The organism is Pseudomonas sp. JBR1 (assembly GCF_028198185.1).
Classification (GTDB): Bacteria; Pseudomonadota; Gammaproteobacteria; order Pseudomonadales; family Pseudomonadaceae; genus Chryseomonas; species Chryseomonas oryzihabitans_E.
This window is the reverse complement of record NZ_CP116340.1, coordinates 3,271,485-3,284,253: the sequence shown is the minus strand read 5'-3', so window position 1 is coordinate 3,284,253 and position 12,769 is coordinate 3,271,485. Positions and strand designations below refer to the sequence as shown.

The window sequence follows — 12,769 nt, the reverse complement described above, 5'->3', positions numbered from 1 at the left end:
ACCTGAGGTTCCACCTTTGTCGGCACCATGATGGTGCAAGTTGCACAAAGTGATACCTAACGAAGCAAGGTGGAAGCGCAGCGGCACACGAAAGAAATCGTTTTGCACATCAAATGGTTAGTGCAATAGCTAGGCAAAGTGCCGCTTTTTCGCGGCTTTGCGCGAAGCGTTGCACCCTTTGAGTTCATTTTGTGCCGATTTCAGCGGGGGTGGCGCGCAAGTTGCACTTGGGAGGCTTTCCGTTGTCAGGTAACACCTTATGTCCAACGTAGAATGCAACCTCTCTCCGGCGCTCAAACCGCGCCATGTGACCATGTTGTCCATCGCTGGAGTGATCGGTGCCGGTCTGTTCGTCGGTTCCGGTCATGCCATCGCCGCTGCCGGTCCCGCCGTGCTGCTGGCCTACGCCCTGGCCGGTACTCTGGTGGTACTGGTCATGCGCATGCTGGGTGAAATGGCGGTCGCCTCGCCCGATACCGGCTCCTTCTCGTCCTATGCCCAACAGGGCATCGGTCGCTGGGCCGGCTTCACCATCGGCTGGCTGTACTGGTGGTTCTGGGTACTGGTGATTCCGCTGGAAGCCGTGGCCGCCGCTGCCATCCTCAATGCCTGGTTCCCGGCCATTGCCACCTGGCAGTTCGCCCTGATCATCACGGGCATCCTGACCGTGACCAACCTGTTCAGCGTTGCCAAGTACGGCGAGTTCGAATTCTGGTTCGCCCTGCTCAAGGTCATTGCCATCGTCGCCTTCATCGCCCTGGGCGCGGCTGCGCTGGTCGGTGCCCTGCCAGGTCGCGAGGTGAGTGGCCTGAGCAATCTGATGGCCCACACCGGCGGCTTCATGCCCAATGGCTTTGGTGCTGTGCTGGGCGCCCTGCTGACCACCATGTTCAGCTTCATGGGCACCGAGATCGTCACCATCGCCGCGGCCGAATCCAAGGATCCGTCCCGGCAGATCAGCAAGGCCACCAACTCGGTGATCTGGCGGATCGCGCTGTTCTATCTGGTCTCCATCTTCCTGGTGGTGTCCATGGTGCCCTGGAACGACGCCCAGCTGCCGCTGGTGGGTTCCTACCAGCGCGCCCTGGAAGTGCTGTCCATTCCCAACGCCAAGCTGATCGTCGATTGCGTGGTCCTGGTCGCCGTCGCCAGCTGCCTGAACTCGGCGCTGTACACCGCGTCGCGCATGCTCTATTCCCTGGCTCGCCGCGGCGATGCCCCGGCCAAGATGGGTCGTGCGTCCAGTGCCGGTGTGCCACGCACTGCCGTGCTGGCCAGTACCGCCGTCGGCTTCCTGACCACCATCGCCAACTACACCATGCCCGAGGCGGTGTTCAGCTTCCTGCTGTCCACCTCCGGTGCCGTCGCCCTGTTGGTCTACCTGGTGATCGCCGTGACCCAGCTGCGCCTGAGACGCAAGCTGATGGCCCGTGGTGAGCGTCTGGAATTTCGCATGTGGCTGTTCCCCTGGCTGACCTGGGCGGTGATCGTCTTCATCGTCGGCGCCCTGACCGTGATGCTGTTCAGCGACGCCCACCGCTTCGAGATCCTGGCGACCGGTCTGCTGGCCCTGGTGGTCGTGGCCATCGGTACCTGGGTAGGCCGCCGCCAGCCCGGTACCCCGACCCTGGCTGCTGCCGCGCGTTGAGTTACAGGCGGCTCCGGTGCCTGGCGTGCCGGAGTCGCTTCTTTATGAGGCACACCATCGTCCTGACTGGACAGCAGGCGCGGTAACAGGTAGAACAGCACTCCTGTTTCGTTGGTCGCAGCCCAACTGTACAGCTCGAATCTTCTCGATGTTCCCTCTAGTAACCATATTTTGCACTGCAATGGTGCATGGCGTTACAGAATGACCCAAATTGCAGCAGTACAGTTGCAATTGTGTGCCTGGTGATCCGCGAACCTTTCTTCGTACTGTTACTGGTGGTAGCACTCGCCTGGCGAGACAATGGCGCCATTCGATGACCAGTACCCGTCACAAGCGGGAAGGAAAGCCACCATGGAACGCACCTTCAGTTCCTCGCTGTACAACGCCCAGCCCAGCAACCGTGTGCCCGCTGCCCTGCGCGTTATCTCCACCCTGTCCACCTGGCAGCGTCGCATCGCCAGCCGTAATGAACTGGCCCGCCTGGATGCCCGTATGCTGGCCGATGCCGGTATCACCGAGGCCCAGCGCTACCAGGAAATGCACAAGCCGTTCTGGCGCTAAGCCCGGCTGCTGCACAGTTTCACGAACCCCGCCTCGGCGGGGTTTGTTTTGTCTGCCATTGATAGCAGGCAACAAAAAGCCCCGGCATGCCGGGGCTTTTTCGTTACCGCCAGCCTGGCGCTGGGGTTACTGCATGTTGTTCTGGTTGCGCGCGTCGACCTTGTTGGGCTTCTCGGTCTTGAACGGCACTTCGGCACCGCCGTCGGCACCACCCTTGACAGTGGTCTTGCCCGGCACGGCTTCGGTGGCAGAGCCATTGACCGCGGTGGCGCTCTTGGAGGTTTCGGCCGCGAAGACACCCGTGGCCATCGACAGCATCACAGCAGCGGTAGAGGTGATCAGCAGCTTTTTCATGAGTAACGGCCTCGTCGAAATAAACCTGTGAATCTGATGGGGCCCGGTCCGGAAGGGAGGCGGGCATCAGCTGCGGCCTCATAGGTCCACAGCGCACGTTGCAGTTGACTGCGGTGCGGAATGCCGGGTTCCAGGGCATTTGTGAACATTTGTGGGCAAGTTGCCGCTCGGAAGCCGGTAGTCTGCGCAGGACGCTGGCCATGGCGCTTCCCAAGCGTCGCCCTGCGCCGGACAATTCGTGAGACGAACCCCCTGCGGCGCGCGTGGTCAGTTCGCAGATCGCGCCTCTTCCACCGATAAGGACAATCATGAGGGCTCTCCGCCTTGCTTCCCTCTGCCAGGTAACGGTTGCTCTGACCCTGGTGACACTGTTACCGGGCTGCTCCCAGGAACAACCTCCCACCGAGGAACTGGCGCGGGTGGTGGTGGCGCAGTTGAGTCCCGTGAACGATACCCAGCGCATCCCCTTCACGGGCGATATCCAGGCGCGGGTACAGGCGCCGCTCGGTTTCCGGGTGAGTGGCAAGATCAGCGAGCGTCTGGCGGACGTGGGTGACCGGGTGCACGCAGGCCAGGTGCTGGCGCGGCTGGATCCCCAGGATCTGCGCAACAACCTGGCCGCCGCCCAGGCACAGGTGGAAGCCCAGGAGGCTCGTGCGCGCCTGGCACGTATCGATTTCGAGCGTCAGGCGGCGCTCCTGCCCAAGGGCTATACCAGCCGCAGCCAGTATGACCAGGCCCAGGCCACGCTCGAAGGCGCTCGCAGCGCCCTGCAGACCGCCGTGGCCCAGCGCGACGATGCGCGCAAGCAGCTTGGCTATACCGAATTGCGCGCCAGCGCCGCAGGCGTGCTCACCGCTCGCCACGCCGAGTCCGGCCAGGTGGTACAGGCCGGGGCGGCGATCTTCGACCTGGCGGTCAGCGGCGAACTCGATGCCGTCTTCGATCTCTACGAATCCCTTGCCCGCGAACTCAAGGTCGGCCAGACCTTGCCCATCGCCTTGCAGGCACAGCCTGCGGTCGCTACCCAGGGCACCCTGCGCGAGATCGCCCCAACGGTGGCCAGCAGCGGTACGGTGCGCATCAAGGTGCAGCTTGACCGGCCGCCCGCCGCCATGACCCTCGGCGCGGTGGTCAATGCGCAGTTGGAGGGCGTGGCCGGACAGGGTTTCGCCTTGCCCTGGACGGCGCTGAACGGCACCACCGATCAGCCCGCCGTCTGGCGTCTCGATGAAAATGGCCGGGTCAGCCTGCAACCGCTGCGCATCGAGCGTTATACCCGCGACAGCATCATCGTCAGCGACGGCCTCAAGGCCGGCGACCGTATCGTGGTCGCCGGTGGCCAGGCGCTGAGTCCTGGCCAGAAGGTCGAGGTCGCCGAGCGGTCCACCTTCAACGAGGTGCGGCCATGAAGCCTTGGCTGCCGCTCTGCCTGCTGCTGGTCCTGGCCGGCTGTTCCGACGACGAGGCCCCGCCACCGCCGATCAGGCCGGTAGCGACCCTGACCCTGAGCGCATCGCCGCCCCAGCGTGAGGTTTTCGCCGGCAGCATCCAGGCGCGCTACGAAAGCGTGCTGGGCTTTCGCGTCGGCGGCCGCATGACCCGGCGCCTGCTGGACGTGGGCCAGTCGGTTCGGCGCGGCCAGCTGCTGGCGGCGCTGGACCCCACCGACCAGGACAATGCCCTGCGCAGTCGCCAGGGCCAGACCGCCGACGCCGACGCCCAGTGGCGCGATGCCCGCAACGATGCCAGGCGTCAGCAACAGTTGTTCGACCAGGGCGTCGGCTCACGCTCTCAACTGGACCAGGCACTGACCCGGCTGCATACCCTGGAGGCCGCGCGCGAACAGGCCCAGAGCGCCGAGCGCCAGGCCCGCGACCAGCGTAACTATGCCGAGCTCTACAGCGATTTCGACGGGGTGATCACCGCCTGGCAGGCCGAGGTTGGCCAGGTGGTGTCCGCCGGTCAGCCGGTGGTACGCGTTGCCCGCCCGGACATTCGCGAGGCGGTGCTGGATCTCCCGGCGCCGGCCATCGACCACCTCAAGCCCGAGCAGCCGCTGACGGTGCGCATGGCGCTGGACCCGGACGTCGCGGTGACGGGGCGGGTCCGCGAGATCGAGCCCCAGGCCGATGCCACCACCCGCACCCGGCGGGTACGCCTGACCCTGGATAATCCACCCGCCGCGTTGCGCATCGGCAGCCTGGTACAGGGCGAGCTGGAAGCGCCGCCGATCGCCGGCCTACCGCTGCCGGCGAAGGCGCTACGCCGCCAGGACGGTCAGACCCTGGTCTGGGTGGTGGAGGGCAAAGGCGAGCAGGCGCGGGTGCGTCAGCGTCCGGTCGAGGTCGTACGCAAGGTCGAAGGTCTGGCGTGGATCGGCAAGGGACTGAGCGCCGGTGAGCGGGTGGTGATCGCGGGCGTCAACAGTCTCGAGGAGGGACAGCGGGTGAAGGATCAAGAGGGCGCACGGCCATGAAAGGCTTCAACCTGTCGGACTGGGCGCTACGCCACCAATCCTTCGTCTGGTACCTGATGTTCGTCGCCCTGCTGATGGGCGTCTTCTCCTATATGAAGCTGGGCCGGGAGGAAGACCCGTCCTTCGCCATCAAGACCATGGTCATCCAGACCCGCTGGCCGGGGGCGACCACCGAGGAGACCCTGCGCCAGGTCACCGAGCGGGTGGAGAAGAAGCTCGAAGAGCTGGACTCCCTCGACTACACCAAGAGCTTCACCCGGCCGGGCCAGTCGACCGTGTTCGTCTATCTGCGCGACACCACGCCGGCCAAGGCGATTCCCGACATCTGGTACCAGGTACGCAAGAAGGTCTCGGACATCCAGGGCGACTTTCCCCAGGGCATCCAGGGGCCGGCCTTCAACGACGAATTCGGCGATGTCTTCGGCAGCATCTATGCCTTCACCGGCGACGGCTTCAGCATGCGCCAGCTGCGCGACCAGGTGGAGCAGGTGCGCCGCGAGATCCGCAGCGTGCCGGGCATCGGCAAGGTGCAGCTGATCGGCGCGGAAAACGAGGTCATCTACCTGGACTTCTCCACCCGCAAACTGGCCGCCCTGGGGCTGGATCAGCGCCAGGTGATGCAGAGTCTGCAGCAGCAGAATGCGGTGACGCCCTCGGGAACCATCGAATCCGGGGCGGAGCGCATCAGCGTGCGTACCAGTGGCGAATTCCGCTCCACCGCCGATCTCGCCGCGGTCAATCTGCGCATCGACGACCGCTTCTATCGCCTCACCGATCTGGCCGACATCCGCAGCGGCTACGCCGATCCGCCCAGTTCGCTGTTTCGCTACAACGGCCAGCCGGCCATTGGCCTGGCCATCGCCATGAGCAGCGGCGGCAACATCCAGACCTTTGGCGCGGCCCTGACCGAGAAGATGCGTGAGCTGACCGGCGAGCTGCCGGTGGGCATCGGCGTGCACGTGGTCTCCAACCAGGCGCAGGTAGTGGAAAAGGCCGTGGGCGGCTTTACCCAGGCGCTGTTCGAGGCGGTCATCATCGTGCTGGTGGTGAGCTTCATCAGCCTCGGCGTGCGCGCCGGCCTGGTGGTGGCGCTGTCGATCCCCCTGACCCTGGCGCTGGTATTCGTCTTCATGGAATACAGCGGCATCACCATGCAGCGGATTTCCCTCGGCGCGCTGATTATCGCCCTGGGCCTGCTGGTGGACGACGCCATGATCACCGTGGAGATGATGGTGACCAAGCGGGAGGAGGGCGAATCGCTGCACCGCTCGGCGACCTTCGCCTACGAGTCGACCGCCTTCCCCATGCTCACCGGCACCCTGGTGACGGTGGCCGGCTTCGTGCCCATCGGCCTCAACTCCAGCAGTGCCGGCCAGTACACCTTCACCCTGTTCGCGGTGATCGCCGTGGCGCTGCTGCTGTCCTGGATCGTGGCGGTGTTCTTTTCGCCAGTGATCGGCGTGCACATCCTGCCGAAAAAGGTGAAGCAGAAGGATCACGACCAACCCGGGCGCCTGGCGCGCTGGTCCGACGGCCTGCTGCTGGGCGCCATGCGTCATCGCTGGCTGACCATCATCCTGACGGTGCTGCTGTTCGCCGCGGCGCTGTTCGCCATGAAGTTCGTGCAGAACCAGTTCTTCCCGTCCTCGGATCGTCCCGAGCTGCTGATCGACTTCAATCTGCCGCAGAATGCCTCCCTCGACGCCACGCGGGCGCAGATGGACAGATTCGAGAAGACCCTCGCCGACGATCCGGATGTCGCCCACTGGAGTTCCTATGTCGGCCAGGGCGCGGTGCGCTTCTATCTGCCGCTGGACCAGCAGTTGGAGAACCCCTTCTATGGTCAGGTCATCCTGGTGGCCAAGGACCTGGAGGCGCGCAACCGGCTCCTGCCCAAGCTCAAGCAGCGGCTGCGCCAGGACTTCGTCGGCCTGTCCGGCTACGTCCAGCCGCTGGAAATGGGCCCGCCGGTGGGGCGGCCGATCCAGTACCGCATCAGTGGCCCTGAGGTCGCCGAGGTACGTCGCCAGGCCCTGGCCCTGGCCAGCGTGCTGGGCAAGAGCCCCCAGCTGGGCGACTTCCTCTACGACTGGAACGAGCCGGCGCGGATGCTCAAGGTCGAGGTCAACCAGGACAAGGCGCGGCAGCTGGGCTTCTCCTCGCAGGACGTGGCGCAGATCCTCAACGGCGTGGTGACCGGCACCCCGGTGACCCAGGTGCGCGACGACATCTATCTGGTCAACGTCGTGGCCCGCGCCAGCGAAGCCGAGCGGCGCTCGGTGGAGACCCTGGAAAATCTGCAGATCATGACCCCCCAGGGTGTCGCGGTGCCGCTCAAGGCCTTCGCACGCATCGACTACGCCCTGGAGCAGCCGCTCGTGTGGCGGCGTGATCGCCTGCCCACCATTACCCTCAAGGCCTCGATTCTCAGCGACACCCAGGCGCCCGACTTGGTCAAGCAGCTGCAGCCGGACGTCGATGCCTTCATCGCCAAGCTGCCGCCACGCTATGACGTGGCCGTGGGCGGCACGGTGGAGGAGAGCAGCAAGGCCCAGGGTCCCATCGCCGAGGTGGTGCCGCTGATGCTGTTTCTCATGGCCACCTTCCTGATGATCCAGCTGCACAGCATCCGCAAGCTGTTCCTGGTGGCGAGCGTGGCACCCCTCGGCCTCATCGGCGTGGTGCTGGGGCTGATCCCCTTCGGCCAGCCGCTGGGCTTCGTCGCCATCCTCGGGGTACTGGCGCTGATCGGCATCATCATCCGCAACTCGGTGATCCTGGTGACCCAGATCGATGCCTTCGAGCAGGCCGGGCGCTCGCCCTGGGATGCCGTGGTGGAAGCCACCCGGCACCGGCGGCGTCCCATTCTGCTGACCGCGGCGGCCGCCAGCCTGGGCATGATTCCCATCGCCCGCGAGGTCTTCTGGGGGCCTATGGCCTATGCCATGATCGGCGGTATCGTCGCGGCGACGCTGCTCACCCTGCTGTTCCTGCCGGCGCTGTACATCGCCAGCTATCGCATTCGCGAGCCAGAGCGTCAGGGCTGATCGGGAGGCAAAAAAAACGGCCTTCTGGCGGAGGTCTCTACGGAAGACATCTGCCAGAAGGCCGCAAGGAGCTATCCAAGGAGCCGCTGCCGGAGGGAAGGATTCGCGCGGACAGAATGTCGAATCCACAGCAGCTCACCGCACCACTATCGTGCGTGTGACTTTTTCAATAAAGTGACGGCTTGACGAAACTCCATTGCGAAAAAGGCAATAATGGATATCTTCCAAGGCATGCGCATCTTCGTCCGGGTCGTGGATCTGGGTAGCCTCACGGCCGCCGCCCATACCCTCGACCTGTCCACGGCCCAGGTGTCGCGCCTATTGGCGGAACTGGAAAGCCATCTGCAGACGCGCCTGCTGCACCGCACCACCCGGCGGCTGGCGCTGACCGAAGCCGGTGAGCGCTACCTCGAACGCTGCCGGCGCATCCTGCAGGATGTCGGCGAGGCCGAAGCCGAAGCCAGCGGGGCGCATCTCAAACCTCATGGGCATCTGCGCCTGCACTCCATGACCGGCCTGGGCACCCAATTGCTGGCACCGCTGGTGTCACGCTTCTGCGCCCGCTATCCGCACGTGGAGATCGTCATGACGCTCTCGCAGAATCATCCGGCGCTGCTGGAGGATGGGCATGACATCGCCATCACCCTGGACACCGAACTGGCCGATTCGGATTTCGTCGCCCAGCGCCTGGGTGGGGTCTACAGCGTCGTCTGCGCGGCGCCCAGCTACCTGGCGCAACGCCCGGCGCCCAAGGTGCCGGCCGAGCTCGCCGAACACGACTGCCTGCGCCTGATGGATCCGAATTTTTCCGAGCGCTGGGTCTTCGCCGGTCCCGAAGGCGAACTGCAGGTGGCGCCGCGCTATGTCTTCCAGGTCAATGTGGCCGAGGCACTGGCCAGCGTGGCGCGGCAGGGCATGGGCATCTGCCTGCTACCCAGCTATATCGCGGTCAACTACCTGCGCGACGGCAGCCTGGTGCGGCTGCTGCCCAACTTCCGCCTGCGCGAGCGCACCATCCATGCGCTCTACCCCTCGCGGCGCTTTCTCGACGCCAAGATCAAGACCTGGATCGACTTCCTCAAGGAAGAACTGCCCGAGCGCCTGCAGGTGGAGAATCTGGTGCTGGAAGATCAGCGGTACTGGGCCAAGGACTAAGCCAGAGCTTGTTGCAGGTTCTGTAACAGTGATTTAGTTAGCATGCTATTTATTAGGCTGCGTTCATTGCCTAGAATGGTTCTGTACCCCGATGAACACATTCCTTTGAGGAGTTCGCCATGAAACGCCCTCTGTCCGCCCTGTTGCTGACCCTTGCCGCCCTGACCTCCGCCCAGTTCGCTGCTGCCGATGACAATCCCAGCCTTCGATACAAGCTGGTCGACCAGAATCACGCCGCCATGCAGCACTACGGCGATCAGGCCACTCCGGCCGCCAACCTGCGTCGCTGAGCCGCTCCGTTTTCGAAAGACCACCCCTCTTTGCTCCTTTGGTCTTTCTCAGCCGCACCCTCTGGGTGCGGCTTTTTTATATCTGCGGCACACTGAGTCTCTGACCTTGTCGAGGTGCTCATGACCGCCACTCCCGCTCAACGACTTGCCCGCCTGCGTGCCTTCCTGGCCGAACAGGACGCCGATGCCTGCCTGATCCCCAGCGCCGATCCCCACCTGTCCGAATACCTGCCCGAACACTGGCAGGGCCGTGCCTGGCTGTCCGGCTTCACCGGCTCGGCCGGCCTGCTGCTGGTGACCCGGCATGCCGCTGGCGTCTGGACCGACAGCCGCTACTGGGAGCAGGCCACCCAGGAGCTGGCGGGCAGCGGCATCGACCTGATGAAGCAGGTCGCCAGCCAGCCCCAGGGCCACCTGCAGTGGCTGGCCGACCAGGTGCCCGAGGGTGGCACGGTGCTGGTGGACGGCCAGGTGCTGTCCCTCGGTTCCGCCGCCGCCTTGCGCCGGGCCCTGGAGCCCAAGAGCATCCAGCTGCGCACCGACCGCGATCCGCTGGCAACGATCTGGAGCGAGCGCCCCGAGCTGCCGGTGGCGCCAATCTATGCCCACGCCGCACCTCATGCGCCCCAACCGCGCAGCGCCAAGCTTGCCCAGGTGCGCCAGGCCATGGCCGACGCTGGCACCGCCTGGCATTTCATCTCCTCCCTGGACGACATCGCCTGGCTGCTCAACCTGCGTGGCGCGGACGTGCCCTACAACCCGGTGTTCCTCGCTCATCTGCTGCTGGGTCAGGACAGCTGCCAGCTGTTCATCGACCCGGCCAAGGTGCCGGCCGAGATCCGTGCGGCCCTGGTGGCGGATGGCGTGACCCTGACCGACTATCGCCAGGCCGCCGCCGAACTGGCCCGGCTGCCGGCCGGTAGCCGCCTGCTGGTGGACCCCGCGCGGGTCACCCTGGGGCTGGTCGAGGCCGCGCCCCAGGGCGTCGAGCGGCGCGAGCAGATCAATCCTTCGACCCTGCTCAAGGCGTGCAAGACCGCCGAGGAGGCGGCCCAGGTGCGCACGGCCATGGAAGAGGATGGTGCGGCCCTGTGCGTCTTCTTCGCCCGCTTCGAAGCAGCCCTGGCCCGTGGCGAGCGGCTCACCGAGCTGACCGTGGACGAGTGGCTGACCGAGGCACGCGCGGCGCGACCCAACTTCGTTTCCCTGAGCTTCGCCACCATCGCCGGTTTCAATGCCGGTGGCGCCCTGCCGCATTACCGGGCGACCGAAGAGGCCCATGCCGAACTCCAGGGCGACGGCCTGCTGCTGATCGACAGCGGCGGCCAATACCTGGGTGGCACCACCGACATCACCCGGGTAGTGCCCATCGGTACGCCCAGCGCTGCCCAGCGCCGAGATTTCACCCTGGTGCTCAAGGGCATGCTGGCACTGTCGCGGGTGCGCTTTCCGGCCGGTGTCGCCGCGCCCATGCTCGATGCCCTGGCGCGCGAGCCGATCTGGGCCGCCGGCATCGACTACGGCCATGGTACCGGCCATGGCGTGGGCTACTTCCTGAATGTGCACGAAGGTCCCCAGACCATTTCCTTCTATGCCACGGTCACCCCGCATCACGTCTTGCGCGAGGGCATGATCACCTCCAACGAACCGGGCATCTATCGCCCCGGCCAGTGGGGCGTGCGGCTGGAGAACCTGCTGCTGTGCACCCGGGCGGAAAGTACCGAATTCGGCGACTTCCTGGCCTTCGAGACCCTGACCCTCTGCCCGCTGGATACCCGCTGCCTGGATCTCGCCCTGCTGCGTGCCGACGAGCTGGACTGGCTGGACAGCTATCACGCCGAGGTCCGCCGCCGCGTGCTGCCGCTGGTAGAGGGCGCCGCCCGCGACTGGCTGCTGGCGCGTACCGAACCCGTCGCGAGGACTGCCGCATGAGCAGCAACGCCCAGCAATTCGCCAGTGACAACTATTCCGGCATCTGCCCGGAAGCCTGGGCGGCCATGGCGGCGGCCAACGTCGGTCACGAGACCGCCTATGGCAACGACACCTGGACGGCGCGCGCCGCCGATCGCTTTCGCCAGCTGTTCGAGACCGACTGCGAGGTGTTCTTTGCCTTCAACGGCACCGCGGCCAACTCTCTGGCCCTGGCGGCGCTGTGCCAGAGCTACCACAGCGTGATCTGCTCCGACACCGCCCACGTCGAGACCGACGAATGTGGCGCGCCCGAGTTCTTTTCCAACGGCTCCAAGCTGCTGCTGGCACCGGCGTACCAGGGCAAGCTGACGCCAGGCGCCATCCAGCAGATCGCCACCAAGCGCGCCGACATCCACTTTCCCAAGCCACGCGCTGTGACCGTCACCCAGGCCACCGAGGTAGGCACCCTCTACGGCCTCAACGAACTGCAGGCGATCAGCGCCACCTGCCGCGATCTCGGCCTGCACCTGCACATGGATGGCTCACGCTTTGCCAACGCCGTGGCTGGCCTGGGCTGCACGCCGGCCGAGGTGACCTGGAAGGCTGGCGTCGACGTGCTCTGCTTTGGCGGTACCAAGAGCGGCATGGCGGTGGGGGAGGCGATCCTTTTCTTCAACCGCGACCTGGCCGAAGACTTCGAGTACCGCTGCAAACAGGCTGGCCAGCTGGCCTCCAAGATGAGATTCCTCTCCGCGCCCTGGCTGGGCGTTCTGGAGAACGACACCTGGCTGCGCCACGCCCGCCATGCCAACGCCATGGCCCGGTTGCTGGCCGAGCGGGTGCGCGACGTGCCCGGGGTGGACTTCATGTTCCCGGTGGAAGCCAACTCGGTGTTCCTGCAACTGTCCGAGCCGGCACTGGAATTCCTGCGCAGCCGCGGCTGGCGCTTCTACACCTTCATCGGCAGCGGCGGCGCCCGCTTCATGTGCTCCTGGGACACCGAAGAGGCGCGGGTACTGGAACTGGCCGCGGACATCCGCCTGGCGATGGGGGGTTAGGGCGTATCGTAGCCAGAGTGGCGATAGACCGTAGGTTGGGTTGAGACGGCTCTATCGTCGAAGCCCAACATTGTCGGCTCGCGGGGCACTGTTGGGCTTCGCTGCGCTCAACCCAACCTACGGCAGCTCGTAGGGGCGGCGGCATCGGCGGACCGCCATGGCCGCGATCACACCTGGCATAGGGTGTATCGCGGCCATGGGCCGCTCCTACGGGATTCGCTTCTCTCATCCATCGGTACCCATTCCCATGTGGAAAACGCTGCGCG

General features: G+C 65.5%; 10 protein-coding genes. 9 read left to right on the top strand and 1 reads right to left on the bottom strand.

The window, feature by feature from the left end; all coding sequences use genetic code 11:
* Nucleotides 1-259 precede the first annotated feature (259 nt).
* Entirely contained in the window at nt 260-1,648 is a 1,389-nt protein-coding gene (gene gabP, locus PJ259_RS15170) for a GABA permease (protein WP_059316629.1), read from the top strand.
* 351 nt (nt 1,649-1,999) lie between these two features.
* Nucleotides 2,000-2,209 carry a DUF1127 domain-containing protein gene (locus tag PJ259_RS15165; protein ID WP_059316628.1) on the top strand — a complete coding sequence of 70 codons (210 nt, stop codon included), beginning with the start codon at nt 2,000-2,002 and terminating at the stop codon, nt 2,207-2,209.
* A 126-nt stretch (nt 2,210-2,335) separates the two neighbouring features.
* Here PJ259_RS15165 and PJ259_RS15160 read toward each other — a convergent pair whose 3' ends face one another.
* A complete protein-coding gene (locus PJ259_RS15160; RefSeq protein WP_059316627.1) occupies nt 2,336-2,563 on the bottom strand; it encodes a hypothetical protein in 228 nt (75 codons plus the stop codon).
* Between the two features lie 308 nt (nt 2,564-2,871).
* Here PJ259_RS15160 and PJ259_RS15155 point away from each other — a divergent pair, with 308 nt between their 5' ends.
* The 7 genes from PJ259_RS15155 to PJ259_RS15125 all read left to right on the top strand — a co-directional run bounded on the left by PJ259_RS15155 (nt 2,872) and on the right by PJ259_RS15125 (nt 12,503).
* On the top strand, nt 2,872-3,975 hold the full coding sequence (locus tag PJ259_RS15155) for an efflux RND transporter periplasmic adaptor subunit (RefSeq protein ID WP_271653363.1): 1,104 nt from the start codon (nt 2,872-2,874) through the stop codon (nt 3,973-3,975).
* The gene (locus tag PJ259_RS15150; RefSeq protein ID WP_271653362.1) at nt 3,972-5,042 is read left to right on the top strand and encodes an efflux RND transporter periplasmic adaptor subunit; all 1,071 of its coding nucleotides are present in this window, start codon (nt 3,972-3,974) and stop codon (nt 5,040-5,042) included. The genes PJ259_RS15155 and PJ259_RS15150 overlap by 4 nt, the downstream gene beginning before the upstream one ends.
* Nucleotides 5,039-8,089, top strand: a complete 3,051-nt coding sequence (locus tag PJ259_RS15145) for an efflux RND transporter permease subunit (protein WP_059316624.1) — start codon at nt 5,039-5,041, stop codon at nt 8,087-8,089. The genes PJ259_RS15150 and PJ259_RS15145 overlap by 4 nt, the downstream gene beginning before the upstream one ends.
* Before the next feature lie 213 nt (nt 8,090-8,302).
* Complete coding sequence (locus PJ259_RS15140) at nt 8,303-9,244, top strand: LysR family transcriptional regulator (protein WP_271653361.1); 942 nt, start codon at nt 8,303-8,305, stop codon at nt 9,242-9,244.
* Nucleotides 9,245-9,363: 119 nt separating this feature from the next.
* Nucleotides 9,364-9,534 carry a hypothetical protein gene (locus PJ259_RS15135; protein ID WP_271653360.1) on the top strand — a complete coding sequence of 57 codons (171 nt, stop codon included), beginning with the start codon at nt 9,364-9,366 and terminating at the stop codon, nt 9,532-9,534.
* 120 nt (nt 9,535-9,654) lie between these two features.
* Nucleotides 9,655-11,466 carry an aminopeptidase P family protein gene (locus tag PJ259_RS15130; protein ID WP_271653359.1) on the top strand — a complete coding sequence of 604 codons (1,812 nt, stop codon included), beginning with the start codon at nt 9,655-9,657 and terminating at the stop codon, nt 11,464-11,466.
* Nucleotides 11,463-12,503, top strand: coding sequence for a threonine aldolase family protein (locus PJ259_RS15125; RefSeq protein ID WP_271653358.1), 1,041 nt, complete (start codon nt 11,463-11,465; stop codon nt 12,501-12,503). Before PJ259_RS15130 ends, PJ259_RS15125 begins: the two co-directional genes overlap by 4 nt.
* Nucleotides 12,504-12,769: the final 266 nt, after the last annotated feature.

Bases quoted from the DNA above. Each gene is read 5' to 3' on its own strand.
- gabP (WP_059316629.1), top strand. From the start codon at position 260: ATGTCCAACGTAGAATGCAACCTCTCTCCGGCGCTCAAACCGCGCCAT.
- PJ259_RS15165 (WP_059316628.1), top strand. From the start codon at position 2,000: ATGGAACGCACCTTCAGTTCCTCGCTGTACAACGCCCAGCCCAGCAAC.
- PJ259_RS15160 (WP_059316627.1), bottom strand. From the start codon at position 2,563: ATGAAAAAGCTGCTGATCACCTCTACCGCTGCTGTGATGCTGTCGATG.
- PJ259_RS15155 (WP_271653363.1), top strand. From the start codon at position 2,872: ATGAGGGCTCTCCGCCTTGCTTCCCTCTGCCAGGTAACGGTTGCTCTG.
- PJ259_RS15150 (WP_271653362.1), top strand. From the start codon at position 3,972: ATGAAGCCTTGGCTGCCGCTCTGCCTGCTGCTGGTCCTGGCCGGCTGT.
- PJ259_RS15145 (WP_059316624.1), top strand. From the start codon at position 5,039: ATGAAAGGCTTCAACCTGTCGGACTGGGCGCTACGCCACCAATCCTTC.
- PJ259_RS15140 (WP_271653361.1), top strand. From the start codon at position 8,303: ATGGATATCTTCCAAGGCATGCGCATCTTCGTCCGGGTCGTGGATCTG.
- PJ259_RS15135 (WP_271653360.1), top strand. From the start codon at position 9,364: ATGAAACGCCCTCTGTCCGCCCTGTTGCTGACCCTTGCCGCCCTGACC.
- PJ259_RS15130 (WP_271653359.1), top strand. From the start codon at position 9,655: ATGACCGCCACTCCCGCTCAACGACTTGCCCGCCTGCGTGCCTTCCTG.
- PJ259_RS15125 (WP_271653358.1), top strand. From the start codon at position 11,463: ATGAGCAGCAACGCCCAGCAATTCGCCAGTGACAACTATTCCGGCATC.